The sequence below is a fragment of the Streptomyces kryoterrae genome, assembly GCF_054072135.1.
Map to the genome: position 1 here is coordinate 2,821,564 of NZ_CM133358.1, position 26,397 is coordinate 2,847,960.

The 26,397-nt window shown below is 70.0% G+C and carries 22 protein-coding genes; 5 read left to right on the forward strand and 17 right to left on the reverse strand.

Annotated features, from left to right (window positions below; all coding sequences use genetic code 11):
• Positions 1–196 precede the first annotated feature (196 nt).
• Complete coding sequence (locus ACW4TU_RS11790) at positions 197–1,045, forward strand: SAM-dependent methyltransferase (RefSeq protein WP_457427335.1); 849 nt, start codon at positions 197–199, stop codon at positions 1,043–1,045.
• Positions 1,046–1,162: 117 nt separating this feature from the next.
• Here ACW4TU_RS11790 and ffh read toward each other — a convergent pair whose 3' ends face one another.
• The 5 genes from ffh to nsdA form a co-directional block, all read right to left on the reverse strand.
• Entirely contained in the window at positions 1,163–2,722 is a 1,560-nt protein-coding gene (gene ffh, locus ACW4TU_RS11795; RefSeq protein WP_457427337.1) for a signal recognition particle protein, read from the reverse strand.
• 120 nt (positions 2,723–2,842) lie between these two features.
• Positions 2,843–5,323, reverse strand: a complete 2,481-nt coding sequence (locus ACW4TU_RS11800; protein WP_457427339.1) for a [protein-PII] uridylyltransferase — start codon at positions 5,321–5,323, stop codon at positions 2,843–2,845.
• Between the two features lie 28 nt (positions 5,324–5,351).
• Complete coding sequence (locus ACW4TU_RS11805; RefSeq protein ID WP_006379495.1) at positions 5,352–5,690, reverse strand: P-II family nitrogen regulator; 339 nt, start codon at positions 5,688–5,690, stop codon at positions 5,352–5,354.
• Positions 5,687–7,027 carry an ammonium transporter gene (locus ACW4TU_RS11810; RefSeq protein ID WP_457427341.1) on the reverse strand — a complete coding sequence of 447 codons (1,341 nt, stop codon included), beginning with the start codon at positions 7,025–7,027 and terminating at the stop codon, positions 5,687–5,689. The genes ACW4TU_RS11805 and ACW4TU_RS11810 overlap by 4 nt, the downstream gene beginning before the upstream one ends.
• A gap of 309 nt (positions 7,028–7,336) precedes the next feature.
• On the reverse strand, positions 7,337–8,812 hold the full coding sequence (gene nsdA / locus ACW4TU_RS11815; RefSeq protein ID WP_457427343.1) for a transcriptional repressor NsdA: 1,476 nt from the start codon (positions 8,810–8,812) through the stop codon (positions 7,337–7,339).
• A gap of 457 nt (positions 8,813–9,269) precedes the next feature.
• On the opposite strand from nsdA, the gene ACW4TU_RS11820 reads away from it, so the two are divergent.
• Positions 9,270–9,932: a bifunctional DNA primase/polymerase gene (locus tag ACW4TU_RS11820; protein ID WP_457427345.1), complete on the forward strand. Its 663-nt coding sequence runs from the start codon at positions 9,270–9,272 to the stop codon at positions 9,930–9,932.
• 128 nt (positions 9,933–10,060) lie between these two features.
• On the opposite strand, the gene ftsY is transcribed toward ACW4TU_RS11820, so the two are convergent.
• Positions 10,061–11,263: a signal recognition particle-docking protein FtsY gene (gene ftsY / locus ACW4TU_RS11825; RefSeq protein ID WP_457427347.1), complete on the reverse strand. Its 1,203-nt coding sequence runs from the start codon at positions 11,261–11,263 to the stop codon at positions 10,061–10,063.
• A 287-nt stretch (positions 11,264–11,550) separates the two neighbouring features.
• Between ftsY and ACW4TU_RS11830 the strand changes: the two genes are divergently transcribed.
• Positions 11,551–12,522 carry an LLM class flavin-dependent oxidoreductase gene (locus ACW4TU_RS11830; protein WP_457427349.1) on the forward strand — a complete coding sequence of 324 codons (972 nt, stop codon included), beginning with the start codon at positions 11,551–11,553 and terminating at the stop codon, positions 12,520–12,522.
• Between the two features lie 121 nt (positions 12,523–12,643).
• Here ACW4TU_RS11830 and ACW4TU_RS11835 read toward each other — a convergent pair whose 3' ends face one another.
• The 4 genes from ACW4TU_RS11835 to ACW4TU_RS11850 all read right to left on the reverse strand — a co-directional run bounded on the left by ACW4TU_RS11835 (position 12,644) and on the right by ACW4TU_RS11850 (position 19,335).
• Positions 12,644–14,062 (reverse strand): sugar porter family MFS transporter, encoded by a 1,419-nt coding sequence (locus ACW4TU_RS11835; protein ID WP_457427351.1) that lies wholly within the window; start codon positions 14,060–14,062, stop codon positions 12,644–12,646.
• 227 nt (positions 14,063–14,289) lie between these two features.
• On the reverse strand, positions 14,290–18,150 hold the full coding sequence (locus ACW4TU_RS11840) for an AAA family ATPase (protein ID WP_457427353.1): 3,861 nt from the start codon (positions 18,148–18,150) through the stop codon (positions 14,290–14,292).
• Between the two features lie 308 nt (positions 18,151–18,458).
• The gene (locus ACW4TU_RS11845) at positions 18,459–18,662 is read right to left on the reverse strand and encodes a hypothetical protein (protein ID WP_006375438.1); all 204 of its coding nucleotides are present in this window, start codon (positions 18,660–18,662) and stop codon (positions 18,459–18,461) included.
• 391 nt (positions 18,663–19,053) lie between these two features.
• The gene (locus tag ACW4TU_RS11850) at positions 19,054–19,335 is read right to left on the reverse strand and encodes an acylphosphatase (RefSeq protein ID WP_457427355.1); all 282 of its coding nucleotides are present in this window, start codon (positions 19,333–19,335) and stop codon (positions 19,054–19,056) included.
• 142 nt (positions 19,336–19,477) lie between these two features.
• On the opposite strand from ACW4TU_RS11850, the gene ACW4TU_RS11855 reads away from it, so the two are divergent.
• Together ACW4TU_RS11855 and ACW4TU_RS11860 are read left to right on the forward strand one after the other, a co-directional pair.
• A complete protein-coding gene (locus ACW4TU_RS11855) occupies positions 19,478–20,632 on the forward strand; it encodes a CAP domain-containing protein (protein WP_457430046.1) in 1,155 nt (384 codons plus the stop codon).
• Positions 20,633–20,732: 100 nt separating this feature from the next.
• A complete protein-coding gene (locus ACW4TU_RS11860) occupies positions 20,733–21,128 on the forward strand; it encodes a winged helix-turn-helix transcriptional regulator (protein ID WP_457427356.1) in 396 nt (131 codons plus the stop codon).
• Between the two features lie 13 nt (positions 21,129–21,141).
• Here ACW4TU_RS11860 and mutM read toward each other — a convergent pair whose 3' ends face one another.
• From mutM to rsmD, 7 genes are all read right to left on the reverse strand, one after another.
• Positions 21,142–22,002, reverse strand: coding sequence for a bifunctional DNA-formamidopyrimidine glycosylase/DNA-(apurinic or apyrimidinic site) lyase (gene mutM, locus ACW4TU_RS11865; protein WP_457427358.1), 861 nt, complete (start codon positions 22,000–22,002; stop codon positions 21,142–21,144).
• 147 nt (positions 22,003–22,149) lie between these two features.
• A complete protein-coding gene (gene rnc, locus ACW4TU_RS11870) occupies positions 22,150–23,001 on the reverse strand; it encodes a ribonuclease III (RefSeq protein ID WP_457427360.1) in 852 nt (283 codons plus the stop codon).
• 19 nt (positions 23,002–23,020) lie between these two features.
• On the reverse strand, positions 23,021–23,194 hold the full coding sequence (gene rpmF / locus ACW4TU_RS11875) for a 50S ribosomal protein L32 (RefSeq protein ID WP_030753522.1): 174 nt from the start codon (positions 23,192–23,194) through the stop codon (positions 23,021–23,023).
• A 2-nt stretch (positions 23,195–23,196) separates the two neighbouring features.
• The gene (locus ACW4TU_RS11880; RefSeq protein WP_457427363.1) at positions 23,197–23,847 is read right to left on the reverse strand and encodes a YceD family protein; all 651 of its coding nucleotides are present in this window, start codon (positions 23,845–23,847) and stop codon (positions 23,197–23,199) included.
• Positions 23,848–23,976: 129 nt separating this feature from the next.
• The gene (locus tag ACW4TU_RS11885; RefSeq protein ID WP_457427365.1) at positions 23,977–25,047 is read right to left on the reverse strand and encodes an ATP synthase F0 subunit B; all 1,071 of its coding nucleotides are present in this window, start codon (positions 25,045–25,047) and stop codon (positions 23,977–23,979) included.
• 125 nt (positions 25,048–25,172) lie between these two features.
• Positions 25,173–25,652, reverse strand: a complete 480-nt coding sequence (gene coaD, locus ACW4TU_RS11890; protein ID WP_457430048.1) for a pantetheine-phosphate adenylyltransferase — start codon at positions 25,650–25,652, stop codon at positions 25,173–25,175.
• A gap of 26 nt (positions 25,653–25,678) precedes the next feature.
• On the reverse strand, positions 25,679–26,263 hold the full coding sequence (gene rsmD / locus ACW4TU_RS11895) for a 16S rRNA (guanine(966)-N(2))-methyltransferase RsmD (RefSeq protein WP_457427367.1): 585 nt from the start codon (positions 26,261–26,263) through the stop codon (positions 25,679–25,681).
• Between the last annotated feature and the right edge of the window lie 134 nt (positions 26,264–26,397).

A 26,397-nucleotide genomic window follows, 5' to 3' on the forward strand; every position in this document is an offset into this window, starting at 1 on the left:
GGATGCTACGGGCTCACGTTGCCGGCATGTGAATTCTTTTCGTGAGCACAGCGAGCACACAACCTTGGCCCCACAACCCCTGGACGGCGGCTCGGGTGCGGAGTTACCTGGCATACGGGGGAAGTGCGAGCGCGCATTGCACGGGGGCCACCACAGCAGAAACAAGGGCAACTCTCGGCGGATTGGGGCGCTTTCGATGACACCTACACTCGTGCGGCAGCACCTGCCTCACGCGGGTCCGGCGACCCGCGTGGACCTGTGCGCACGCGCGCGTGACTGGTCGGAGATCCAGGAGCGGATGTTCGTACCGCTCTACGAGTCCGTCTACGAGCGGCTGGAAGTGGGCACCGGCACCCGACTGCTCGGCCTCGGCTGCGGCTCGGGCCTGGCCCTGTTGATGGCGGCCTCAAGAGGCGCCGCCGTCACCGGCGTCGAGGCATCGTCATCGCAGCGGCTGAGCCTCGCGCGGGAGCGTTTACTGCCCGAACCAGCGCTCACGCGCACGCGCGACGACACCCGGCTCATGGCGGGACTCCCCGAGGAGGCGGGCTCTCCCGCATACACCCTGGTGACCGCGTTCGAGCCGATCGGCTGTCTCGCGGGCGACTCCGAACGGCTCAGCCGGACACTCGCGGCTGCGGTGCCGTCGGTCGAACGGGGCTCGCCGGTGGTGCTGGTGGGCTGGGGGCCACCGGAGCGCTGCGCCACGTCGGCGGTACTGCGGGTCGCGGCCCGGCTCGCCGATCCGCTGCGCGTCACGGGCGGTTGGCGCCCCGCGCTCCGCGACGACCTGGAGGAGGTCGCTCAGCGGGCGGGCCTGCGTCCGGACGGCTCCGGGCGGGTGTCATGCCCGTTCGGGTACGCGAACATGAGGAGCGCCGTACGAGGGCTGCTGTCGACGGGACTGTTCGACGCGGCGATCGCGGCGACCGGCCAGGAGCAGGTGGACAAGGAGCTGGCCGAGGCACTGCACCCGCACCGGCGGCGGGACGGGACGATCTGGATGCCGAACGTCTTCCGGTACCTCATCGCCCGGACCACGTGAGGCGACCCGCGGCAGCCGTTGCGCGGAACGCGTGAGGGCGCCCCTCCGGAGAGGGGCGCCCTGCACGACGTACTGACGTCTCGAGTCAGCTGATCGGCTTCCCAGCCGGTCGACTTCTCAGCCCATGAACTTCTTGAACTCGTCCGGCAGCTCGAAGTCCTGCGCGCCCTGCTGGCCCGGCAGACCGAACGCGCCGCCCGGAGCGCCCTGGGCGCCGGCGGCCTTGCGTGCGGCGTCCTCCTGCTCCTGCTGCTTGCGCTTCATCGGGTTGCCGGAGCGCTGCTTGCCCTTGGCCTGCTTGGGCTGCTTCTTGGAGCGGCCGGGGCCGCCACCCATGCCCGGCATCCCGGGCATCCCCGGCATGCCGCCGCCCTGGGCCATGCGGGACATCATCTTGCGGGCCTCGAAGAACCGCTCGACCAGGCCCTTGACCGCGCTGACCTCGACACCGGAGCCCTTGGCGATACGGGCGCGGCGCGAGCCGTTGATGATCGTCGCGTCCTGGCGCTCGGCCGGGGTCATCGACTTGATGATGGCCGCCGTACGGTCCACATCGCGCTCGTCGAGGTTGTTGATCTGGTCCTTGATCTGACCCATGCCGGGCAGCATGCCGAGCAGCTTGCTGATGCTGCCCATCTTCCTGACCTGCTCCATCTGGGCCAGGAAGTCGTCCAGGGTGAAGTCCTGGCCCTTCTTGGACGCCAGCTTCGAGGCCATCGCCTCGGCTTCTTCCTGGCTGAACGTCTTCTCCGCCTGCTCGATCAGGGTGAGCAGGTCACCCATGTCGAGGATGCGGGAGGCCATCCGGTCAGGGTGGAACGCGTCGAAGTCGTCGAGCTTCTCGCCGTTCGACGCGAACATGATCGGCTTGCCGGTCACCGACGCGATGGAGAGCGCGGCACCACCGCGGGCGTCACCGTCGAGCTTCGACAGGACGACACCGTCGAAGCCGACGCCGTCCCGGAAGGCCTCGGCCGTGTTGACGGCGTCCTGGCCGATCATCGCGTCGACGACGAAGAGGATCTCGTCGGGCGAGACCGCGTCCCGGATGTCCGCGGCCTGCCGCATCAGCTCGGCGTCGATACCGAGACGGCCGGCGGTGTCCACGATCACGATGTCGTGGACCTTGGTCCTCGCGAACTCCATGGAGTCCCTGGCGACCTTGACCGGGTCACCGACCCCGTTGCCCGGCTCGGGCGCGTAGACCGCGACCCCGGCGCGCTCGGCGACCACGCTGAGCTGGTTGACGGCGTTGGGACGCTGGAGGTCGGCGGCGACGAGGAGGGGCGAGTGCCCCTGGTCCTTGAGCCACTTGCCGAGCTTGCCCGCGAGGGTGGTCTTACCGGCACCCTGGAGACCGGCCAGCATGATGACGGTCGGCGGCTGCTTGGCGAAGCGCAGGCGCCGGGTCTCGCCGCCCAGGATCGTGACGAGCTCGTCGTTCACGATCTTCAGGACCTGCTGGGCGGGGTTCAGCGCCTTGGAGACGTCGGACCCGAGGGCACGCTCCTTGACGTTCTTGATGAACGTCCGCACGACCGGCAGGGCCACATCGGCTTCGAGGAGCGCGATACGGATCTCGCGGGCCGTGGCGTCGATATCGGCTTCGGACAGCCGCCCCTTGCCGCGCAGGTTCTTGAAAGTCGCTGAGAGGCGATCGGAGAGAGTATCGAACACGGCGCTCGTCGGTCCTCAGGGGTCGGGGGCAGTGGGTTGCCCTCCAGGGTATCCGGCCTCGCAAGCAATTCGTCCCCGCCTGCGAATTCGGCAGACGGGGACGGAATCCGGCGCGGGCGGTCAGGACGCCCGCATCATCTCCTCCAGCTTCCGTGCCACCGCCGACGCCTCGTCCCCCGGCAGCGGCGCGCCCTTGCGGCTGGTGACGTAGAAGGCGTCCACCGCGTTGGACCCCAGGGTGCTGACGTGCATGCTCCGCACCCGCACCCCCGCGTCCTCCAGGGCCCGTCCGATCCGGTGCAGCAGCCCCGGGGCGTCCTGTGCGCGCACCTCGATCACCGTGGCCAGCCGGGACGCGGCCGGATGCACGGTCACCCGGGCCGGCGGCGCCACGACGCCCCGGCGTCGCGGGTACGCCGCGTCGCGCTCGGCCAGGCGGCCCGCGATGTCCAGGGAGCCGTCGAGCGCCCGTACGAGGTCGGCGCGCAGACGGGCCGCCTGGGGCAGGGAGCCGTACTCGGCGGCGACGCGCCAGTCGAGGAGCAGGACCGCCCCCTCGACACCGTCGGGAAGGTCCAGTGCGCGCAGTCCGGCCGTGCGCACGGTCAGGCGGTGCATGGCGAGCACGCCGGCCACGGCGGGCAGGACGCCCGGCTGGTCCGGTACGGCGATCAGGAGTTCCACGCCGAGGGGTTCGGGTTCCCCCGAGTCCGGCGACGGGGACTCCTCCGGCGACGCCTCCGCCGGGGACTCCGTCTGGGCGCGCAGCGACAGCACCGGGCCGCCGGTGCGGAACGCCTCGATGGCGAGCCGTTCCTGTTCGGCGGTGGGTGCGGCGGCCTCGGGCTCCTCGGGGGCGTCCCCGGCGAGCACGGCAGCGACCCGCTTCACCAGGTCGGCGACGAGCGAACCGCGCCAGGTCGACCAGGCGGCCGGGCCCGTCGCCTGCGCGTCGGACTCGGTGAGCGCGTGCAGGAGTTCCAGCGTGCTCTGGGTGCCGACCGCCTCGGCGACCGAGCGCACGGTGGCCGGGTCCTCCAGGTCACGCCGGGTGGCGGTGTCGACGAGCAGCAGATGGTGACGTACGAGAGTGGCCAGTACCGCCACGTCCGCGCGGTCGAAGCCGATACGGGCGGCCACGTCCTTGGCGATGATCTCGCCCGCGACGGAGTGGTCGCCGGGCCAGCCCTTGCCGATGTCGTGGAGCAGCGCGGAGACCAGGAGGAGGTCGGGGCGGCTGACCCGGCGGGTGAACTCGGAGGCCCGGACGGCCGTTTCGATCAGGTGGCGGTCGACGGTCCAGATGTGGACGGCGTTGCGCTGCGGGCGGCAGCGGACCCGCTCCCAGTCGGGGAGGAAGTGGGTGATCAGTCCCTCGGCCTCCAGCGCCTCCCAGACCTCGATGGTCGGGCGGCCCGAGCCCAGCAACGTCACCAGTTGTTCTCTCGCCTCGGCCGGCCACGGGGTCGGCAGCGGCCGTGCCGCCGCCGCCATACGGCGGACCGCGTGCAGGGACAGCGGAAGGCCCGCCTGGGCGGCTGCCGCGGCGGCGCGCAGCGGGAGTACGGGGTCGCGGTCGGGGCGCGCGGCGCGGGCGAGGACCACCTCACCGTCCTGCTCCACGACGCCCTCTGCCAAGGGGGAACGTTCCGGCGCCGGTTTGCCGCCGCCCAGCATGGCGCGCAGGCGCGGACGCACGGCGCGCGACCGGAGCACGCGCCCCACCTCGCGCCAGGTCACGTCACTCGCGTACGAGACGACGCGTGCCGCCTCGTACACCTGCCGCAGGAGGGTGTCGGCGTCGAGGAGTCCGAGTTCGGCGGCTACCTGGTCCTGTTCCTGGAGGGCGAGGCGGTCGGTGGCGCGGCCGGTGGTGAGGTGGAGGGCGTCGCGGACGTCCAGCAGGCGGCGGCGCGCGTCCGTGAGGCCCTCGCGGGGGGCGTCGGCCAGCCAGGAGGCCGCGACCGCGCGCAGAGCGGTGGCGTCGCGCAGGCCGCCGCGGGCCTCCTTGAGGTCGGGTTCGAGGAGGTACTGCAGCTCACCCTGGCGCTCGGCCCGTTCGGCGCAGAGCTCCTGGAGTTCGGGGAGGCGTTTGGGGGCCTGGTTGCGCCAGTCGGCGAGGACGGCGGTGCGCAGCCCGGCCGTGAGGCCGAGGTCACCGGCCAGGTGGCGGGCGTCCAGCAGACCCAGCTGCACCTTGAGGTCCTCGCCCGACACCTTCCGGGCCTCGGACTGCGTCCGGACGGAGTGGTCCAGGGCGAGGCCCAGGTCCCAGACGGGGTACCAGAGGCGGTCGGCGAGGGCCGCGACGCCGGCGGAGTCGCTGCCGTCGTGCAGGAGGAGCAGGTCCAGGTCACTGCGTGGGGAGAGTTCACCTCTGCCGTAGCCGCCGACGGCGACCAGGGAGACTCCGCGCGGTCCTTGCGGTCCTTCGGTCGCCGCCGTGAACAGGCCGGTCAGCCATTCGTCGGTCAGTTCGGCCAGGGCCGCACGGCGCGGCGGCCCGGACCGCGCCCCCTCGGTGAGGAGGCGCAGCCGGGCCGCCGCATAGCCGCTGGGTCCCGAGTCCTCTGCATCCTTACGCACGTCCGTACTCGTCACCCAGCGACTCCTGTTCTTCTTTCCTGCCTCAGAGCGCGTCCGGGCCGCGCTCGCCGGTCCGGACCCGGACGGCGGTCTCGACCGGGAGGGACCAGACCTTGCCGTCACCGATCTTGCCGGTCCGGGCCGCCTTGACGATGACGTCGATCAGACCCTCGGCGTCGTCGTCCTCGGCGAGGACCTCGATACGGATCTTGGGCACCAGGTCGACCGTGTACTCGGCACCACGGTAGACCTCGGTGTGGCCCCGCTGACGACCGTAGCCGCTCGCTTCGGTGACCGTCAGTCCGTGGACCCCGAAGGCCTGGAGGGCCTCCTTGATCTCGTCGAGCCGATGGGGCTTCACAACGGCGGTGATGAGCTTCATGCGTCCACCTTCTTGCTCTCGCCACCGACGGCCGTCGTGACGGACGTACGGGCCGCGCCGCCGCCGGCGCCGCTGAAGTCGTATGCGGTCTCGGCGTGCTCGGCCTGGTCGATGCCGGCGATCTCGTCGTCCTCGGAGACGCGCATGCCGATCGTCTTGTCGAGGAGGAAGGCGAGGATCGCGGAGGCGACCAGGGAGTAGCCGAGGACGGCGAAGACGCCCGCGCACTGCTTCCAGAACTGGTCGAGGCCGCCGCCGTAGAAGAGGCCCTCGACCTCCGACTGGCCCTTGCCGCTGGCGAAGAGGCCGATGAGCAGGGAGCCGACGACACCGCCGACGAGGTGGACACCGACGACGTCGAGCGAGTCGTCGTAACCGAACTTGTACTTGAGGCCGACAGCCATGGCGCACAGCAGACCGGCGATGGCGCCGACCGCGATCGCGCCGATCGGGGAGACCGCACCACCCGACGGGGTGATGGCGACCAGACCGGCGACCGCGCCGGAGGCGGCGCCCAGCGTGGTGAACGCGCCGTGGCGGATCTTCTCGTAGACGAGCCAGGCGAGCATGGCGGCGGCGGTGGCGACCTGCGTGTTGACGAACATCAGCGTGCCGACGCCGTCGTCGTTGCCCAGCCACGAACCGGCGTTGAAGCCGAACCAGCCGAACCACAGGAGACCGGCGCCGAGCATGACCAGCGGGAGGCTGTGCGGGCGCATCGGGTCCTTCTTGAAGCCGACGCGCTTGCCGATGACCAGGATCACGCCGAGTGCCGCGGCACCCGCGTTGATGTGGACCGCCGTACCACCGGCGAAGTCGATGACACCGAGCTCGAAGGCCCAGCCGCCCGCGCCCCAGACCCAGTGGGCGACGGGGAAGTACACGACGGTGGCCCACAGCGCGACGAACAGCGCCCATGCCGAGAACTTGACGCGGTCCGCGAGGGCGCCGCTGATCAGGGCGGGGGTGATGACCGCGAACATCATCTGGAAGACCATGAACGTCAGGATCGGGATGTTGTACCCGTCCCACAGATCGGTCGTGCCGATGTCACTGAGACCGACCCAACCCGAGGTCCAGCCGATGAAGCCGCCCTTGTCGGTGCCGAAGGCCAGCGAGAAGCCGTACACCACCCACAGAAGGGTGACGATGCCGATGCTGATAAAGCTCATCATCAACATGTTCAGGGTGCTCTTGACGCGGACCATGCCTCCGTAGAAGAAGGCGAGTCCGGGGGTCATGAGCAACACCAGGGCCGAACAGATCAGCATGAACCCGGTGTTGGCGGCCGAGAGCTTGGGAGCCTCTGCGGCTAGCGTGATGGCGGCTGATGCCATCGGCGTCTCCTCGTCATTGGTACGGCCCCGTGCGGGCGAAGCCTGAGCGGATTGAGGGGTGGGCCGGTTATGCGCCAGACATTGACGCAGCGCCGTTTCGGTCGACGCCCCTCGATGTTTCGCCGCAGTGACGAAGGTGCCTCGTGTGTTACGGATCGATGAACTGCCGGATGTTGGACGCGCCGATCGTTATCGTGGCGCAACCTTCGTCCGTGGCGGTGGGCCGGCCGCGGCGGACCTTCCGATGACCTGGCGGGGGAGCCGAGTCGGGCTGTCGGGAAGGCCTGCCGCGGCCGGGGTTCCGGGGGTTCAGACCGCCTCGGCGGTCTCGGGCAGATCGATCGCGAGTTGGTCGGTCAGGTCCACGACCTCGGCGAGATCCCCGAAATCGCGTACGGCCGTGTCGACCGTTTTTCGGATACGAGTGTTGACGCGTTCCGAGCGCACCTTCTTGGCGATTTCCATCGCTTCCATGGCCGACACCGCGGCCCGCTCGGGCTCCCGCTGGAGGAGATGGACCGTGGCCATACCGATCAGATTCAGTGCGTACGACCGCTGGTGGTCGGTGTCCTTCGCGAACAGGTCGACGGCGTTCCGCATCAGGGGCTCGGCCAGGGAGGCGTAGGTGGGGCTGCGGCCCGCGACATAGGCCAGGTCACGGAACGAGTGCGAGTTCTCGCCGTACAGCTCGGCCTGGGAGAAGAAGCGGATCCAGTCGGGGTCGGGCTCGTCCCAATCGTGTACGTCCGCGAACGTGTCCTCGGCCATACGCACGGCCCGCTTGCACTTCCCGGGCTGTCCCATATTGGCGTATGCGCGCGCCTCCATCGCATACAGCATGGCCTGGGTACGGGGGCTCGCGCAGTCACGGCTGCCGTACTGCGCGAGATGGATCAGTTCGAGGGCGTCGTCCGGGCGCCCGAGGTGGATCATCTGGCGGCTCATCGACGACAGGACGTACGAGCCCAGGGGCTTGTCGCCGGCCTCCTTGGCCGCGTGCAGGGCCAGGACGAAGTACTTCTGGGCGGTCGGCTGGAGTCCCACGTCGTACGACATCCAGCCGGCGAGTTCGGCCAGCTCGGCGGCGACCTTGAACAGCTTGCGGGTGGTGGACTCGGGCTGGGGCTCCTGGAGGAGGTCCGTCACCTCGTGCAGCTGCCCGACCACCGCCTTGCGGCGCAGGCCGCCGCCGCACTGCGCGTCCCACTGCCGGAACATCGCGGTGGTGGACTCCAGCAGCTCCAGTTCGGGCTTGGAGAGACGGCCGGCCCGGCGCGCGGCGGACGGGTGCTCGGGCTCCTCGGGCGGGGCGGGGGGCACCGGGACGAGCCAGCGCTGCATGGGCTCGACGAGGGTGGGGCCGGCGGCGAGGGACAGCGCGGTCCCCAGGAAGCCGCGCCGCGCCAGCATCAGGTCGCTGCGGGAGAACTCGCTGAGCAGGGCCACGGTCTGCGGGGCCGTCCAGGGCAGGTCGACACCGGACGCGGACGGCGACTGGCGGGCGGCGCGCAGCCCCAGGTCCTCGACGGAGACGACACAGCCGAACCGCTCGGAGAACAGCTCGGACAGGATGCGCGGGATCGGCTCGCGCGGGTTCTCGCCGTCGAGCCAGCGCCGGACCCGCGAGGTGTCCGTCGAGATGTGGTTGGCACCCAACTGACGTGCGCGGCGGTTCACTTGGCGCGCCAGCTCGCCCTTGGACCAGCCGCTGCGCACGAACCACGAGCCGAGCAGCTCATTCGGGCGCTTGTCAGCGCTCGTCGCGCTTCCGCCGTTGCCGCCCACTGGAACGCCCCCATCCCTGAGACCACTTGTCGCCGAGTGCGCCAAGCCCTATCAGAATGCCGGTAAATAGGCTCCGTGTCCGACAGTTCTCACCCTTCGAACGGGAAGCCGACTTGCCTCCGGCATACCCACAAGCGCATGTTCTCCCAGGCCCCGTGCACTCAAAGTAATCCTACGATCACGGCTCCGGCCATGGGGATCCAGGAAACGCCACCATTCGCCACCCCTTCGAATGAACTCACTGGCGGCTACACAGGATTCACTTGACAGAGGACGGCCGGGAGTGAGCGGAGCGATGCACTCGAGGGCGCACGCCGCCGAGCGCACTACCCGAGGCGCTGCTGGGCGCCGACCGGAGCGGGTGAGAGCGGGCAGGGGTGACGGGCAGTCGGAAACACAGGGTTACGTTCTGGTCGCAGCTCGTAACCACCGGTGCGTCGGACCCGTTGGAGGGGGCATGGGCTTCACGATCGGCAGCAGCCGGGGTATCCGCGAGATCCGGCCCGGCACGCGCCGCCGCGGCCGGTCGTCCGAGTGCACCGCCGTGGCCGAGTACACCGGCCTCTGGGGCTGGGACGTGGTCGCCGGCGCCCGCGCGGCGGGCGGCGCCTGCTCCTGCGGCCTGACCGGCTGCCCCACGCCGGGTGCCCACCCGCTGGGCTTCGCACCCCGGGTCGCGGCCGGCGCCACGCTCGACGAAGTCACGGACACCTGGGGCCAGTTCCCCGGCGCCGCGGTCATGCTCCCCGTGGGCCGCGCCTTCGACGTGATCGAGGTCGCCGAACCGGCCGGCCGCCGCGCCCTGGTCCGGCTGGAACGCATGGGCCTCCCCCTCGGCCCGGTCACCGCCACCCCCGAGGGCCGCGCCCAGTTCTTCGTCGCCCCCGGTGCCGCCGCCGAACTCCCCGAACTCCTCTACCGCATGGGCTGGGACGACGCGACCCTCGACCTGCACGGCCTGGGCGCCGGTACGTATCTCACGGCGCCTCCCTCCGACCGGGGCGGCCTCGGCCCGGTCACCTGGCTGCGCCCACCCGCCCTGGACACGGCGACCAGGCCGCCGGCGGCCAGGCTGCTGCTGGGGACGCTGGCGTACGTGGCGCACCGGTCGCGGGCGTAACGCCAGGGTCCGGACCGCCGGGCGACACAGCAAGACGCCCGTCCCCAACTGCACCTTGGGGGCGGGCGTCTCTTCGTGGGCCTCCTCGTGGACCTACGAAATTTCGGAGGTGGTGATCAGGATGGTGATCACTCTCCGACAAGAGCGTCAACAAACGCCTCCGGCTCGAACGGCGCCAGATCGTCGGCGCCTTCGCCGAGCCCGATCAGCTTCACCGGCACACCCAGCTCGCGCTGTACGGCGATGACGATGCCGCCCTTGGCGGTGCCGTCGAGCTTGGTGAGCACGATGCCGGTGATCTCGACGACCTCGGCGAAGACGCGGGCCTGGACGAGCCCGTTCTGCCCCGTCGTGGCGTCGAGCACGAGCAGCACCTCGTCCAGCGGGGCGTGCTTCTCGACGACGCGCTTGACCTTGCCGAGCTCGTCCATGAGCCCGGTCTTGGTGTGCAGCCGTCCGGCGGTGTCGATCAGGACGACGTCGGCACCGGCCTCGATGCCTTCCTTGACGGCGTCGAAGGCGATCGACGCGGGGTCACCGCCCTCGGGACCGCGCACGGTACGGGCCCCGACGCGGTCGCCCCAGGTCTGGAGCTGATCGGCGGCGGCGGCCCGGAAGGTGTCGGCGGCGCCGAGAACAACGTTTTTCCCGTCGGCGACGAGCACCCGCGCGAGCTTGCCGGTGGTGGTGGTCTTGCCGGTGCCGTTGACGCCGACGACCATCACGATGCCCGGGGTGTCGAGGTTCGAGTCGGTCTTCACGGTCCGGTCGAATCCGGGTTCGAGGATCTGGAGCAGTTCCTCGCGCAGCAGCCCGCGCAGGTCGGCGGGCGTACGGGTGCCGAGCACCTTCACGCGCTCGCGCAGCCGCTCGACGAGTTCCTGGGTGGGCCGGACGCCGACGTCGGCGGTGAGGAGGGTCTCCTCGACCTCCTCCCAGGTCTCCTCGTCAAGATGCTCGCGCGCGAGGAGCGTGAGCAGCCCCTTGCCGAGCGCGTTCTGTGACCGGGAGAGCCGGGCACGCAGCCGGACCAGCCGCCCGGCGGTGGGCTCCGGCACCTCGATCGCGGGAGCGACGGGAGGTTCCTCGACGGCGACGGACGAATTGTCCGCGCTCCCCGGGAGATCAACCTCCTCTATGGTGCGGCGCGGTTCGTCGCGCGGTGTCTCGGCCTCGTCGCCGATGTGCGGCTCGGCCGGAGGGGCGGTGAGGTCGGGTGTCGTGGGGGGCGCCGGGGGCAGCGGCTTCTTCCTGCGGCTGCCGACGACGAGCCCACCGAGCACACCGAGCACGACCACGGCGATGACTACAGCAAGGATGATGGTTTCCATAACCTCGCCAGTATGGCGTGACCTCCCACTCGAGGGTTCCTGTCCACGCGGGGCCGCTGGGCCCCACAGGCCGATCCGGGCCGCCGTTCGGCTTCCGGCCCGGCCGGAACGCGTCGGCGCCCGGGTACGCGAGGCCGCGTCCCCAGGAAATGCCACTACCCGTCCGGTGGGCCCTGACACACCCTCCCCGCCGACAGCGGGCGGCACCTCGCACGCGCACACCCTGGCTACCTGACGACTCGTCAGTTACCGTCCCCTCCACACCGCCGACGAAGGGGATCGGTCTCATGCCCGTCACCGTCGTACGTTTCAATCTGGTCGCCCCCGACGCCACTCCCGCCGATCTCCGCGCCCGCTACCAGGCAGCGATCGAGATGGCCGCGTACGCCGACGCCCACGGCGTCACCACCGTCCAGACCGAGGAGCACCACGGCGTCGCCAACAACTGGCTGCCCTCGCCGTTCGCCTTCGCGGGGGCGGTGTTCGGAGCGACGCGGCGGATCGCGGTGACCGTGTCGGCGGTGATCGGCCCGTTGCACGACCCCCTGAGGCTCGCCGAGGACATCGCCGTACTCGATCTGCTGAGCGGCGGACGGCTGGTCACGGTCGCCGGGATCGGATACCGGCCCGAGGAGTACGCCTACTTCGGCGCCGACTGGAAGCGGCGCGGCAAGCTCCAGGACGAGCTGCTGGAGACGCTCCTGAAGGCCTGGACCGGGGAGGAGTTCACGTACCAGGGCCGGACGGTACGGGTCACTCCGCGTCCGTGCACCGATCCGCACCCGCTGCTCCTGGTGGGCGGCTCGTCGAAGGCGGCGGCCAGGCGGGCGGCCCGCCTGGGGCTTCCCCTCTTCCCCAGCGCGCACCTGCCCGAGCTGGAGGCCTACTACAAGGAGCGGCTCGTCGAGTACGGCACGGAGGGCTGGACGATGATGCCGGCCGCCGAGACCCCGCTGCTGCACATCACCGAGGACCCGGACCGGGCGTGGGCCGAGTACGGCCACCACTTCCTGCACGAGGCCCGGACGTACGCCTCCTGGCAGTCCGGCGACATCCGGTCGGCCGTGAAGTCGGCGGCCACGACGGTCGGGGAGCTGCGTGCCGAGGGCGTCTACCGGATGCTGACGCCCGAGGAGTGCGTGGCGCAGGGGCTGGACAACTACGTGCTGCATCCGCTGTCGGGCGGGATGCCCGTGGCGGAGGGCTGGCGGAGTCTGCGGCTGTTCGGGGAGCGCGTGGTGCCGGCACTGGCGGCCTGACACACCTGCGGAAAGCCGCCCCCGGCTCGGGCAGTGGCCGAGCCGGGAGCGGCGCTGGATACGGGGAGAAGGGCAGCGGGGACTTGGCCCTTCTCCCCGAGTCTTGAGGGGGGTGGCGGTACTACCCCATCTCCTCCAGTGTCTTGCCCTTCGTCTCCTTGACGAACCGGAGGACGAACGGGATCGAGAGCGCGGCGAAGATCGTGTAGATCACGTATGTCGCGGAGAGGTTCCAGTCGGCCAGCGACGGGAAGCTCGCGGTGATGGCCCAGTTGGCGATCCACTGGGCGGCGGCGGCCACGCCCAGGGCGGCGGCGCGGATCCTGTTCGGGAACATCTCGCCGAGGAAGACCCAGACGACGACACCCCAGGAGAGGGCGAAGAAGAGGACGAACACATGGGCGGCGACCAGGGCGACCCAGCCCTGCGTGGCGGGCAGCTTGCCGTCGACGAGGTCGTAGGAGAAGGCCCAGGCCTCCAGGGCGAGTCCGATGACCATGCCGACGGAACCGATGAGCGCGAGGGGCCGGCGGCCGATCCGGTCGACGAAGATCATGGCGATCACGGTGCCGATGATGTTGATGATCGACGTGGTGAAGGAGTAGAGGAACGACTCCGTCGGGTCGACGCCGACCGACTGCCAGAGCGTCGAGGAGTAGTAGAACGCGACGTTGATGCCGACGAACTGCTGGAAGACCGAGAGTCCGATGCCGATCCAGACGATCGGCTTGAAGAAGAAGGTGCCGCCGAGCAGGTCCCGGAAGGTCGACTTGTGCTCGCTCCTCATGGCGTGCTCGATCTCGGCGACCCGGGCGTCCAGGTCCATGCTGTCGCCCTCGACCTCGCGCAGCACCTCACGGGCGCGCTCGTCCCTGCCGACGGAGATCAGGAAGCGCGGCGACTCCGGGATCGCGAAGGACAGCAGCCCGTACAGCACCGCCGGTACGACCATCACACCGAGCATGACCTGCCAGGCCTCGACGCCCAGCAGCTTGCCGCGCTGGTCGCCGCCCGCCGCGTTCAGGATGCCCCAGTTGACCAGCTGCGAGATGGCGATGCCGATGACGATCGCGGCCTGCTGGAAGGAACCGAGCCGGCCCCGGTACGCGGCCGGGGCGACCTCGGCGATGTAGGCCGGGCCGATGACGGAGGCCATACCGATGGCGAAGCCGCCGATGATCCGCCAGAAGGCCAGGTCGTACAGCGCGAAGGGCAGCGCGGAACCGACGGCGCTGATCGTGAAGAGCACGGCGGAGATCTGCATGCAGCGGATACGGCCGATGCGGTCGGCCATGCGCCCCGCGGTGGCCGCACCGATGGCGCAGCCGATCAGCGCGATGGCGATGACCTGCGCCAGAGCGGCTGAGCCGACGTCGTAGCGGGTCCGGATCGCCTCGACGGCGCCGTTGATCACGGCGCTGTCGTAGCCGAAGAGGAAACCACCCATCGCGGCCGCCGCCGCGATGAAGATGACATGCCCGAGATGCTCGGGATGAGCCGCTCCGGCTCCTGATTTGAGTGTCTGCTCAGCGCTGGTCACGTACAACTCCTCGGGCCACCGGCAACGCCGCCGGGTGGGGGACCCTCCCAGGTAGGTGGTACCTGAAGGTAAAAACGACATTGCCGAGACTATGCCTTCAAGTTTCCAAGTCAAGAGCACGCTCGGTGTGAGATAGAAGGCATCAACGGCCAACTTGCGTTCAAGTATTGAAGAAGAAAAGAGGGGAATGAGGGAAGGTCGGCGGATGACCGGCGAGCCGACGAGGACTAGCGGAGCCGCTGGGAAATCACCTTCGACACACCGTCGCCCTGCATGGAGACGCCGTACAGCGCGTCGGCGACCTCCATCGTCCGCTTCTGGTGCGTGATCACGATGAGCTGCGAGGCTTCCTGGAGCTCCTGCATGATGCGGATCAGCCGCTGAAGGTTGGTGTCGTCGAGGGCCGCCTCCACTTCGTCCATGACGTAGAAGGGGCTCGGCCTGGCCTTGAAGATCGACACCAGCAACGCGACGGCGGTGAGCGAGCGCTCGCCACCGGAGAGTAGCGACAGCCGCTTCACCTTCTTGCCCGGAGGCCGGGCCTCCACATCCACACCCGTGGTGAGCATGTTGTTGGGATCGGTCAGGATCAACCGTCCCTCACCACCCGGGAACAGCCGGCTGAAGACGCCCTCGAACTGCACCGCCGTGTCCCGGTACGCCTCGGTGAAGACCTGCTCGACACGCTCGTCGACCTCCTTCACCACCTGAAGCAGATCAATCCGCGTCTTCTTCAGGTCCTCGAGCTGCTCGCTGAGGAACTTGTGGCGTTCCTCCAGTGCCGCGAACTCCTCCAGGGCCAGCGGATTGACCTTGCCGAGCTGCTGGTAGGCCCGCTCGGTCGCCTTGAGCCGCTTCTCCTGCTCGGCGCGGTGGAACTGCTTCGGCTGGTTGCGCGGGTGCTCCGGGTCCTCGGGCAGCTCCTCGCCCTCGGCGGGGGGCGAGGCCGGCACCAGCTGGTGCGGGCCGTACTCGGACACCAACCCCTCCGGTTCCACACCGAGTTCCTCCAGCGCCTTGGTCTCCAGCTGCTCGATCCGCAGCCGCTTCTCGGCGCCGAGTACCTCGCCGCGGTGCATTGAATCCGTCAACTTGTCGAGTTCGGCCTTGAGATCACGGCCGGCGGCGCGAGCGGCGGTCAGCTCCTGCTCCCGGCGGGCCTTGGCGGCGTCGGCCGCGGTGCGTTCCAGGTCGGCCCGGGAGAGGGAGACCTCGACGTGCGCGAGCAGCTGGCGAGCCCCGGAGGCGACGGCTTCGGCGACGGCCGCCTCGTGTCGGAGCCGCGCCCGCCGCTGCTCGGCACGCGCGCGTGCCTCCCGTTCGGCCCGGGCGGCCCGGTCGAGCGAGTCGGCCCGTCCGGCCAGCCCCTTGACCCGCTCCTCGTGCGTACGGACCTGGAGCCGGGCCTCCATCTCGGTCTGCCGCGCGTTCGCGCCGTCGGCGGCGAGCCGATCCCGTACTCCCGTGTCGGGCTCCTCCTCCACGGGCATCTCCTCGGCGACGGCCAGCCGCTCGGCGAGCTCCTCGGCATCCTGTACGGCCCTGTCGAGCGCCTCCTGTGCCCGCGCCGCGGCCGCGGTGGACCTCTCGGCCTCTCCGGCGGCGCCCCTGGCCTGCCCGGCGAGGCGCCCGAGCTGCTGGGCGACGGCCGACTTCTCCCGGTCGGCGGCCCGGCGCCGCTCCCCCAGCTCCTCGACGAACGCGGCACACTCCTTGCGCCGCTCACCGGCTAGCCGCTGGGCCCCGGCCAACTCCTCGCACCGCACGGCCAGTTCCTCGAGCTCGGCGGCGGCCTCGTCCACGGAGGCCTGCACCTCCAGCAGGCTCGGCGCCCCGGCGGACCCGCCGTGCGCGAAGTGGGCGCCCAGCAGATCCCCTTCGGCGGTCACGGCGGTCAACTCCGGCCGCGCGTACACCAGTTCCTCGGCGTCTTCGAGCGTCCCGACGAGCACGATCCCGCGCAGCAACCGGCGTACGGCGGGCATGAGTTCGGCGGGTCCCCGGACGAGATCGGCGACAGGGTGCGGCCCGCTCGGCCCGCGCCCCCGGGCTCCCGGACGATCACCGGGCGCGGAGCCCTGCCCGTCGCCGGCACCGCCGGAGGCGGAACCCCCGGCCGGGCCGGATCCGTCGCCCCGAGCCACTCCCCCGCCCGGGTCTCCGGGCCCCGGGCCCGTCTCCCCCTGGGCGTCGGCACCGGGCACGCCCACAGCGCCAGGGTGCGCGGGCGCTGACAGCCACTGCCCCACACCGAAAGCGCCCGCCCGGCCGTCGCTCGCGGGACCGCCCTGCTCCCCCGAGCCGGAACCCACCGGGCCACCCGGCTGCGGCCCGCCCTCCGGTGCTGCCGGTGCCTCCGCCCCCTCCGGCGCCCCCGCCAGCAGCAGCGAAGCGCGTCCGCCGTCCTGCTTGCGCAGGAGCCGGATCGCGGCTGCCGCGGCGGCCGGGGTCGTCACCGCGATCGCGTCCGCCGCCGCGCCGAAGGCGGCGGCCACGGCGACCTCGTGGCCCGGGGTGACCGTCAGCAGTTCCGCGGCCGGGTTGAGCAGGCCGGTGAGGCGGTCCCGCGCGGCCAGCAGCGCGCCCGATCCGTCCTTGCGGCGCAGGCCGAGCGCCAGTGCCTCGTGGCGGGCCAGGGTGGCCGCGCGCCGGCGTTCCGCCGCCGTGGCCGCCTCACGGGCCGCCGTGAGGGCCGCTTCCGCGTCGGCGAGGGCGGCCTTCGCCGTACCGTGCCGCTCCGCCAGGTCCGCGTCGCCCGCGTCGAGGCCGTCCACCTCGACCTGCAGGGTCTCGTACTCCTCCTGGGCCGCGACCGCCCGTTCCCGCGCCTCGTCGCGGGCGGCGGCCAGCCGGTCGATCTCGGCCTGGGCGCTCGCCGCACGCGACCGGGCGGCGTTGACCTGGCCGTTCAGCCGGGCCAGGCCCTCGCGGCGGTCGGCGATCGCGCGGGCCACGTCCTTCAGGCGCCGCTCCTCGACCGCGAGTCCGCGCTCCAGCTCGGCCCGGTGCTCGACCGTGTCCTCCAGCGCGTGTTCGGCCGCCTCCAGGGCCGCTTCCAGCTCGGCCTCCTGCTCACGGATGCGCGCGGCCTCGCGCTCCATGTCCTCGGGCTCACGTCCGCGCCGCTCCTCGTCGGGCGCGGAGGTGGCGCTCTTCACGCGCGCGTCGGCCAGCGAGACGGTGCCACGCACCCGTTCGGCGAGCTGGGAGAGCTCGTACCAGGTCTGCTGCGCGCGCTGGAGCCGTGGCGTGAGCTGCCGTACCTCGTCCTCCAGCAGCGCTTCACGCTGGAGGGCCTTCCTCAGCTCGGCCTCCGCCGCGTCCTTGCGTTCCTTGAGCGCGGCCTCGTCCGCGACCTCCGTCCGGAGGGCCCCCCGCAGCCGTACGAGATCGTCGGCGAGGAGCCGGAGCCGGGCGTCGCGCAGGTCCGCCTGGATGACCGCGGCCCGGCGCGCGACCGCCGCCTGCCGCCCCAGCGGCTTCAGCTGGCGGCGCAGTTCGTCGGTGAGGTCCTGGACGCGGGCGAGGTTCGCCTGCATCGCGTCCAGCTTGCGCAGCGCCTTCTCCTTGCGCTTGCGGTGCTTCAGTACGCCCGCCGCCTCCTCGATGAAGGCACGACGGCCCATCGGATCGGCGTGCAGTACGGAGTCCAGCTGGCCCTGGCCGACGATGACGTGCATCTCGCGGCCGATGCCGGAGTCGGACAGCAGCTCCTGGATGTCCAGCAGCCGGCAGGTGTCGCCGTTGAGCTGGTACTCGCTGCCGCCGTTGCGGAACATGATCCGCGTGATGGTGACCTCGGCGTACTCGATGGGCAGCGCGCCGTCGGAGTTGTCGATGGTGAGGGACACCTCGGCGCGGCCGAGCGGCGGGCGCCCGGTGGTGCCGGCGAAGATGACGTCCTCCATCTTGCCGCCGCGCAGCGACTTGGCGCCCTGCTCGCCCATGACCCAGCTGAGCGCGTCCACGACGTTGGACTTGCCCGAGCCGTTCGGTCCCACGACACACGTGATACCCGGTTCGAACCGGAGCGTGGTCGCCGAGGCGAACGACTTGAACCCTCGGAGGGTCAGGGCCTTGAGGTGCACGCCGCTGGACTATACCTTCCGCCGGTATGTCACATGATGAACCCATGGATACCCCCCGGCGGTTTCACCGATGAACGTGCAGGGCACATCAGACGTTAAGGAGAGTGGACACCTTGGGAAAGCGACCACTCTGGACCATGGGGGCACAGACGGGGCAGCGCAGGGAAATAAAGAAGGGACGCCGAAGCGTCCCTTGCAATACTCTGGCCAAACTCTGACAGCTCAGCGGGGTGATACGAGCAGCAGCTCGACCGCTGGGTGCCTCGTGCGATGCGCAGTGCTGATGCAATGCGTTGACGATGCAGTGATCAGGTGAGCGCGGGCTCTGCCTGGCGTGCGTCGATGCTCTCGAGAAGCGAATCGTGAGAAGCGGCAGCCGTCAGCTCGTCGTTCTCCGCCTGGATGCGTCCGAGTTCGGATTCCAGGTCCTGTACGCGCTGCTGGAGCCGTCGCATCTCGGCGAGGAGTCGCGGGTCAGAGCCGCCGACGTAACCGAGAAGCGCCTTTGCCATGATGGATGGTCCTCCACACTGAGTGACCGACCGAAGCGGTGTGGGTCGTGAGGGAATCGCACCCGCGATGCTTGGCACTGTGCAGTTCTTGCTTGGGTTTCCACTGCCGTTCTTACATGCCAAACAGCTAAGGTGCGCGGGGCTTTCAGAGTCTCACCAAAAAGTTTGACGGTCAACACGATCACGCCCTGTATTGGCGGGCGGCACGGGGCACGCGGCCTCTGGCGGGCGGCGCGGCGACTCCGGCGGGGCCCGAGGGCCTGGCGACAAGCGTTTTCTGCGGAGCCTGCCACGACCTGCGCTTCTTGGCAACCACCAGGCAGTTTCCGCCGTGGGCAGGTGCGCGCGGCATGTCCGCGGGTCGCCGCCTGGACCGCTTTACAGAACCGCCTCAGCGGATGGCGAACCCCTCGTAGATCCGGCGAGGTGTGTCCCAGATCTCGGTGACGCCGTCCACACGCCCGGGCGTGTCGTCACCGCGCAGCCAGTCGAGCAGCCCTTCACAGCCCTGACGCGTGCCTTCCGCGACCACTTGCACGCGTCCGTCGTCCAAATTGAGAGCAAAACCACTCAGCCCGCCGATCTCCAGCGCCCTGGCCCGCGTGAACCAGCGGAAACCCACGCCCTGGACGCGTCCGCGCACCCAGGCGACCAGTCGTACATCCTCGTTCATGGATGCACGCTAACGGGCCAATGTCTCTCTGAACACTTCCTCCCCTTGCGCCATGGGGTACCGTCCCCACCCAACGAATCTCATATGAAACTCACTCGTTCGAGTGAGTAACCCTGACCGCAAGGACGAGGAAGGCCACAACATGGGACGCCACCGACGCTCCGCCGCCGGAAGCGCCACCACAGGTCGCGCCACGGGGGTCACGGAAACATACGATTCGGACACGGGTGGTTATGAATCCGGCCACGGACCGTACGACTCCCCTGTCCCGCACACCCCTCACACCGCGTACAGCACGCTGTGGGAGGACGCCCCCACCACGGTGGGCATCGCCCCGTATCTGAACCCCGAGGCGCACTCCGACGCCTACGCGAGGAGTGACGCCTACCTCTTCGCCCCCGACGACACGGGCGCCCACACGGCGATGAACGGCGACGGCCCCTTCGGCGGACCCGGAGACGGTGGCAACCGCCGACGCCGCAAGAAGCGCTCGTCCAGGCCGGTCCGTACGGGCCTGCTGGGCGTCTCCGCCGCGGTCGCCCTGGGTACCGTCGCGGTCGCCACGGGCGTGCTGCCCGGCGGTGACAAGTACACGATCGGTGGCAGCAGCAGCGGCGACAAGGTGCAGGCCGCGGACTCCCCGACGAACGCCGAGACCCAGCAGGGCGGCACGTCCGGCAACGCCGACGAGCACCGCGACAGCGGTACGTCGACGAGCCGCGACGCGGACCGCGACACGACGCCTTCCTCCCCGTCCCCCTCGCAGTCGACCGCGTCGGCCGCCCCGACGACCAAGGCCCCGCCGAAGAAGTCGGCGGTCACGCCCAGCGAGGCCCCGAAGGCGACTCCGACGCCCACTCCGACGAAGTCGAAGGGGACGTCGAGGCAGCAGACCTCCGCCCCCATCACGGTGTCCGCCCAGGCCGCCGCCGAGGCGGAGGTGCTCCAGCTCGTCAACGAGGAGCGGGCGAAGGTGGGCTGCAGCGCGGTGTCCGCGAACAGTGCGCTGCAGGACCTGGCGGAGGCGTTCAGCGAGGACATGGCCGCCCGGGACTTCTTCGACCACACCGATCCCGACGGCCTCTCCCCATGGGACCGGGCGGACAAGGCCGGCATCACCAGCCTCGGCGGCGAGAACATCGCCCGGGGCCAGGCCGACGCGGCCGCGGCGATGGAGGCCTGGATGAACAGCCCCGGTCACAAGGCGAACATCCTGAACTGCGACTTCAAGACGCTGGGAGTGGGTGTCCACTTCGGCTCGGGCGGCCCCTGGTGGACGCAGGACTTCGGCTACTGACCAGCAGAATCAGCGGCATCGCCCGAGCCGGCCCGACATTGCACTAACTTCCAGTTAGCGCAATCTTCAGGTTAGCGCTGCGCTGCCGTACGCTGGGGTCATGATGAACGCCAAGGAGGCGCAGGCCCTCCCCTACGACGTGTTCGCCAAGGTCTGTCCGTCGCGCGGCACGCTGGAGCATGTCACGGGCCGCTGGGGCGCGCTCACACTCGGCGCCCTCCAGGAGGGCTCGCTCCGCTTCAACGAGCTGCGCCGCCGCGTCGACGGCGTGAGCGAGAAAATGCTCTCCCAGACCCTCCAGGCCCTGGAGCGCGACGGCCTGGTCCACCGCGAGGCCCAGCCGACGAACCCGCCCCGCGTGGACTACGAGCTGACGACTCTGGGCCACGAGGTCGCCGAACGCCTGCTGGCGCTCATCCACTTCGTGGAGGGCCGCATGGACTGTGTACTGGCGGCACGCGAGAAGTACGACGAGTCGCGCGCTCCGCGCCCGTAGAACCCGCGCCCGTCTACTCCTGCACGCGCGGCACCCGCTGGCACTTCGGGCAGAAGTAGCTTGACCGGTTCATCCAGGGGCGACGCGACATCGGCGTCGCACAGCGCTTGCAGGGCAGCCCCTCGCGTCCGTACGCGTCGAGCGAGCGGTCGAAGTATCCCGATTCGCCGTTGACGTTGACGTACAGACTGTCGAAACTCGTGCCGCCCACGGCCAGCGCCGCGTTCATCACGTCCCGTACGTGGCCCAGGAGTTCGGCCGTGCGCGGGCGGGTGAAACCCGCGGTCGGACGTTCGTAGTGGACGCGGGAGCGCCAAAGGGCCTCGTCCGCGTAGATGTTGCCGACGCCGCTGATCAACGACTGGTCGAGCAGAGCCCGTTTGATGGTCGTACGCTTCCGGCGCAGCGCCTGGTGGAAGGCCTCGTCGTCGAACAGCGGGTCGAGGGGGTCGCGTGCGATGTGGGCGATGACGTCGGGCAGCCCGTCGGGAGTGTTGTCGTGCAACGACAGCCCGCCGAAGGTGCGTTGGTCGACGAAGCGCAGCTCGGTGGAAAGGTCGTCGGCGAACCGGACGCGAATCCGCAGATGCTTCTCGTCGGCGGCCTCGTGCGGCTGCACCAGCAGTTGACCGCTCATCCCGAGATGCGCCAGCACCGACTGCCCGGTGTCCTCCAACGGGAGCCACAGATACTTCCCACGCCGACTGGGCGTACCGATGCGATGCCCCTTGAGCCGATGCGCGAAGTCGTCGCCCCCGGCGACATGCCGCCGCACGGCCCGAGGATGCAGCACCTCGACGTCGGCGACGGTCCGATGGGCCACCCACCGAGCCAGTCCCCGCCGTACGACCTCGACTTCAGGCAACTCGGGCATGGAAACCCCCTGTTTTTAGGGGCGCGGGGCTGTGACATCTGCGGCTCCGCCGCGGGGCGCGACAAGCCACAACGAACCCGCGGCCAAAGAACAACCGAAAAACACCAGTGCCCGTCCCGCCAGGGACAGGCACTGGTGCACGCGACTTCAGGCAGACGTGGAGGAAGACGCCTCGGCGTCATCCTCAACAGGCACCGCGGCCTCGACCGCGGCGGCCTCAGCCAGGGCTTCAGCCACCGCCTCCGCGGCAGCGACCTTCGCGCGTTCGTCCGCATCAGCACGGATGGAACGCCAGGCCGATTCCGCGGCCTGCTGCTCCGCCTCCTTCTTGCTGCGGCCGGTGCCGGTGCCGTACGAGACGCCTCCGACGCGGGCGGCAGCAGTGAAGGTCTTCTCGTGGTCCGGGCCGGTCTCCGTGACCAGGTACTCGGGTACGCCGAGCCCTTCGGTCGCGGTGAGCTCCTGGAGACTGGTCTTCCAGTCCAGGCCGGCACCGAGGTTCGAGGACTTCTCGATCAGCGGGTCGAAGAGACGGTGGACGAGTTCGCCCGCCGCGTCGAGACCCTGGTCGAGATAGACAGCGCCGATCACCGCTTCAAGGGTGTCGGCGAGGATGGACGCCTTGTCCCGCCCGCCCGTGCCCTCTTCACCCCGGCCGAGCCGGATGAAGGAGCCGAGTTCGAGCGCACGGCCCACCTCCGCGAGCGCACGAGAGTTGACCATCGCGGCCCGCAGCTTGGCCAACTGGCCTTCTGGGAGGTCTGGGTGGGTGCGATACAGCGTGTCCGTGACCACCAGACCGAGCACGGAGTCCCCGAGGAACTCCAGCCGCTCGTTGGTGGGCAGACCGCCGTTCTCGTACGCGTACGAACGATGGGTCAGCGCACGCACCAGAAGGGCGGACTCAAGCTGGTAGCCGAGCCGCCCTTCCAGAAGCGTGTGGGACGAGGCCGTGTCCGCCTTTTTCTTGGCGGTCGAGTCCGCCTGGGCGTCAGACATGGAGCCTCTCACCGGCCGCTCAGACCTCGAGGACCTGGCGCTTGTTGTAAGTGCCGCAAGACGGGCACGCGATGTGCTGCAGCTTGGGCTCCTGGCAGCGCTCGCACGCAACCAGGGTGGGGACCGCAGCCTTCCACTGCGACCGGCGGTGGCGCGTGTTGCTGCGCGACATCTTCCGCTTCGGAACAGCCACGGCTACTTCTCCTGCTTCTCGTCGACGCCGGCTTTCGCTTCGGCGTCGCTGATCTCGTCCTTCTCGCCGGGTTCGAGTGAACCTACGAGTCCCTGCAGTGCCGCCCAACGAATGTCGACGGCGTCATGGTGGTGTTCCGGGTCGTCAGCCAGTCGCGCTCCACACTCGGAGCACAGACCGGGACAGTCTTCCTGGCACACCGGCTGCATCGGCAGTGCGAGCACCACCGCATCACGCAGTACGGATTCGAGGTCGAACAAGCCGTCCTCGATGAAGAGCACGTCCTCGTCGTCCTCGGCGTCGTCGGCCGGCTCCGCCTTTACGCGGCTCCGGTCGTCGGCGTCAGGGTACGAGAACATCTCCTGGAAGTCCGCTGTGAGCTCCTGCTCAAGCGGCTCCAGACACCTTACGCACTCCCCCTTGGCCCGTGCACGGGCGGTGCCTGTGACAAGCACACCTTCCATGACCGACTCCAGGCGGAGTTTGAGCACCATCGGCGTGCCTTCCGGCACTCCGATGACTCCCTGGATCCCGAGATCCTTGGGAGCGTCGATCTCACGGGTCAGGCGCTGCAGCGCGCCAGGACGCCGACCCAGTTCGTGTGTGTCGAACACGAGGGGGTTGCGGTGGTCGAGGCGGGCGTTCAGAGCCATTCCTGCTTTCGATCTTCGATGCTCGGCTGCTCGTCTTCCGGGCAGCGGTGATCGCAGAGGTACACGCGACCGAAGAGCCAGGATACTGGACCTTCCGCCCACGGCCCAATCCGGTCCCCGCGCGGGCGTTCACTGCCCGCCGCGCCCCTGTTCGTAGGCGCGCAGCTGCTCGGCGCTGATCATGCCGGTGTCGAAGAGGCTGGTCTCGTCGAGGGCGTGCGGCTGCTGCTGTTGCTGCTCCGGCTGGGGGTAGCCCTGCTGGACCTGGGCGGGGTCGTAGGCGGCCTGGGAGCCGTCGTACGCCTGGTAGGCGTAGGGGTCGGCGGACTGGTAGCCGTACTGGTCCGGCTGCTGGGCGTACGCCTGCTGGTAGCCGCCGTAGGGGTCGGCGGGCTGCTGGTAGCCGTACTGGTCCTGCTGGCCGTACTGCTGCTGGGCCGGGATCTCCGCAGCCCGGGGCTGTTCGCCGAGAGTGTCCGGGGAGTCGGCGAGGTCGGCCAGGTAGTCGGCGTCGCTGGTGTGCTGCCTGGGGGTGCCGTCGTCGTCCTGGTCGAGGGAGCCGAGCTCGTCGCTGGCGATACGGCCGTGCAGGGTCTGCCGGCCGCGGCCGACCGCCTCCAGGGTCTTGGCGAGGACGGCCTCGAAGGCGCCGAGCTTCACGTCGACGTATTTGTCGGCGTTGACGCGCAGGGTCTCGGGGTCGTGGCTGCGCTCGGGGGCGTCCTCGTCCTCGTACCCCTGGTCGTCGAGGCCGGGGCCCGTGCCGAGCAGCTTCTCCCGGCCGCGGCCGACCGAGCCGAGGGTCTTGGTGAGGACGACCTCGAAGTTGGCGAGCTTGGAGTCGACGTAGTCGTCGGCCTCGGCGCGGACGTCCTCGGCCTCCTTGCGGGCCTCGGCCAGAATGCGGTCGGCCTCGCTCTGGGAGCGGCGGGCGACCTCCGTGTCCGAGATCAGGGAGCCGCGCTCCTCGTGCGCGGTCCGGATGATCCGGTCGGCCTCCTGGCGGGCCTGCTCGACCAGCTGTTCCCGGTCGCCGATCAGCTCCTGTGCCTGCGCGAGGGAGCCGGGCAGAGCCGCGCGCACCTCTTCCAGCATCGCGAGCAGGTCGGCGCGGTTGACCACGCACGAGGCCGACATGGGCATCGACCGGGCACTGGAGACCGAGGAGACGATCTCGTCGAGCTTCTTCTGCACGTCCACCGTGTGTTCGCCACTCTCTACAGCTGTGATGAAGACGGACGGGTCGACTGTACGACTCCTGCCGACCCGCCCGACACCGAGTGACGGTTTGTCAGTCCTTCGCCGGTTCTTCGTCAGCCCGTTCGTCAGCCCTTCTTGAGGCGCCCGTCGAGGGCTTCCAGGACCAGCGGCGGCACGAGGTGGGAGACGTCCCCGCCCCAGGCGGCGACCTCCTTGACGAGCGAGGAGGAGAGGAAGCTGTAGGTGGGGTTGGTCGGCACGAAGAGCGTCTCGACGCCGGACAGCCCGTTGTTCATCTGGGCCATCTGGAGTTCGTAGTCGAAGTCGCTCACCGCGCGAAGGCCCTTGACGATGGCCGGAATGTCGCGCTGCTTGCAGAAGTCGACGAGGAGGCCGTGGAAGGACTCGACCCGGACGTTTCCGAACTCGGCGGTGACCTGGCGGATCAGGTCGATCCGTTCGTCGACCTCGAAGAGGCCCTTCTTGGACTTGTTGATCATGACCGCGACATAGACCTCGTCGTACAGACGGGAGGCGCGGGAAATGATGTCGAGGTGTCCGTTGGTGATCGGGTCGAACGACCCGGGACAGACGGCGCGGCGCACTAGTGATCCCTCGCTCTCCGGTCCGGTCATCGTGCGTCTTCGCACGTAGAGGCGGCGCGACCGTACCAAAACGTTCCCTCGCCGTAGCGACGGGACCGGAGCGCTTCGAAGCCGTCCGGCCACGGGAATTCACCGCCTCTGGTGCTGCGCTCCACGGTGACGAGGGCTTCGGCCGCGAGCCAGCCCCCGGCCCGGAGTGTGAGCAGAATCTCCCGAAGATCGTCGTCCGGAACGGCGTACGGCGGGTCGAGGAAGACGATGTCGTACGGCTGTGTGGCCGCCGTCTGAACAACCTGTTCCGTCTTGCCCGCCCGGACCTCGGCGCCGGGCAGCCCGAGCGCCTTCACGTTCTCGCCGATGATGCGGGCGGCGCGGGCGTCGGCCTCCACGAGCAGGGTGTGCCCGGCGCCGCGGCTGAGCGCCTCCAGGCCGACGGCGCCCGATCCGGCGTACAGGTCGAGGACGCGCTCACCGTCCAGGGGGCCGCCGAGGAGGGCCTGCCAGGTGGAAAAGAGGCCTTCGCGGGCGCGGTCGGAGGTGGGGCGCGTGCCTGTTCCCGGCGGGACGGCTAGGCGGCGTCCGCCGGCTGTGCCGGCGATCACGCGGGTCATCTGGGGTCCTTGGTCGTGGGGATGATGCGGATTCAGTCTGGCAGGCGGGCGTGGGGGGTGCTTTGTGTTGTGGGCGACTGCGGGTTCGTCGTGCGCCTGTCGCGCCCACGCGGCGGAGCCGCGTATCGCCACAG